The organism is Dietzia sp. (assembly GCF_036741115.1).
In the GTDB taxonomy this organism is placed as follows: Bacteria; Actinomycetota; Actinomycetes; order Mycobacteriales; family Mycobacteriaceae; genus Dietzia.
The window spans coordinates 42,251-44,124 of the sequence record NZ_DAINST010000008.1; the positions used below are offsets into that span (position 1 = coordinate 42,251).

2 protein-coding genes are annotated in these 1,874 nt (G+C 68.3%); both read right to left on the reverse strand.

Translation table 11 applies throughout. The features are described from left to right. Positions 1-1,024, reverse strand: a 1,024-nt coding sequence (locus V7E05_RS02520; RefSeq protein WP_333618103.1) for an acyl-CoA dehydrogenase family protein, incomplete at its 3' end; no start/stop codon positions are given. A 3-nt stretch (positions 1,025-1,027) separates the two neighbouring features. Next, positions 1,028-1,874 (reverse strand): enoyl-CoA hydratase (locus tag V7E05_RS02525; RefSeq protein ID WP_333618104.1); only part of this gene is annotated, 847 nt, incomplete at its 5' end.

The window sequence follows — 1,874 nt, forward strand, 5'->3', positions numbered from 1 at the left end:
GAGCCGTTTCGTGCGTCGCGATGTCCCAGTCCGACCAGAACACCTTGTTGATCGAACTCTCCGAGCCGAGCCGGCCGCCCTCGGAGAGCGTAGTTACGGTGCCCCACGTGGACAGCTCGTACGCACGTGAACCGATCCACGCGTCGACGACTCGGGCAGCGAGCTCCCCGCGCTCGGCGGGGTCGTCGATCTCGTCGCGGCGCTCGCCCCACAGGGCCAGGAGGCGATCCGTGGTCGCGAGGAAACGGCCAGGGGAGCGGAGCGAGAGGCCGCGCTCGTTGTTCGCGGTGGACATCGCCACCTTCCAGCCGTTGTCGACCTCGCCGATGACCCCCGAGTTCGCCGGGTCCGCCGGATCGTCGGGGACGAAGACGTCCTCGAGGAACAGTTCGGCGAAGCCGGGCTCGCCATCGAGCTGATCGATGGGGCGGACCGTGACCCCCTCGGTGCGCAGGTCGAACATGAAGTAGGTGAGGCCGCGGTGGCGCTGCTGCTCGGGATCGGAGCGGAAGAGGCCGAATCCCTTGTCGGCGAAGGCTGCGCGGGAGGACCACGTCTTCTGGCCGTTGAGCAGCCAACCGCCTTCCGTGCGCTTTGCGGTCGAGCGGAGAGAAGCGAGGTCCGAGCCGGATTCGGGCTCCGACCACGCCTGCGCCCACACGTCGTCCGCGCTGGCCATCCGGGGCATGATGCGCTTGAGCTGCTCCGGCGAGGCGTGCTCGAAGAGCGTCGGGGCGAGGAGGAAGATCCCGTTCTGCGTGACCCGGCCGGGGGCGCCGGCGCGGTAGTACTCCTCCTCGAAGATCACCCAGTTCGTCAGCCCACAGTCGCGTCCGCCGTACTCCTCCGGCCACGAGACCACCGACATCCGGGCGTCGGCCATCTTCGCCTCCCAGCGGCGGTGGGCCTCGAAGCCCTCGGCCGTATCCATGCTGGGGAGCGGTTCGGCGGGGACGTTGGCCTCGAGCCACGCGCGGATTTCCGCGCGGAACTCGTCGTTGGCGGCGTCGAGTCGTAGGTCCATGCGCTACGCCTCCTTGTCTTCGGTGGACGTGGCGGCAGCGTCCGGGGAGGTGCGGCCTGCGACGTCAGGGGTGGGGTTCTTCGCCGAGTCGCGCATCGAGCGGGCGTCCATCCCGCCGAGGGAGTCGCCGCCGGAGGCCTCGGCGTTCGCGGAGTGCGCGAAGTGGTGCCAGCCGAAGACCGAGTTGAGCGAGTTGCCGAGGCCCATCTGGTCCTCGCTGATGTTCACGGCCTTCTTCGCGAGCATGAGGCCGAGCGGCGGCATCTCCGCGATCTCGGCGGCGATCTCAGCGACCTTGCCGGCGAGCTCCTCGCGCGGCACGACGTGGTTGAGCATTCCCCACTGCGCGGCCTCTGTGGCGGTGAACCGTCTACCGGTGTAGAGGATCTCCTTGGCGCGGCGCGGGCCGAGGACGTAGGCGTGCGCAAAGTACTCGACGCCCGGGATGCCCATCTTGACCACGGGATCGGAGAAGAAGGCATCGTCCGAGGCGACGATGAAATCGCAGATCCACGCGAGCATGAGCCCGCCGGCGATGCACGCGCCGTGCACCTGCGCGATGACCGGCTTGGGCAGCTCGCGCCAGCGATTGCACATGCCGGTGTAGACCTCGATCTCGCGGGCGAGGCGCTGGTCGCCGCCCGTGCGGTCCGTGTGGTCCCACCACAGCGTGGCCTTGTTCTCGTAGCGAGTGTCGAAATCGCGCTCCGGAGTACCGATGTCGTGGCCGGCGGAAAAGTGCTTGCCGTTCGCGCGGAGGACGAGGACCTTGACCTCCGGGTCCTCGACGGCCTTGATGAAGGCGTTGTCGAGCGAGTAGGTCATCACCGAATTCTGCGCATTGCGAAAC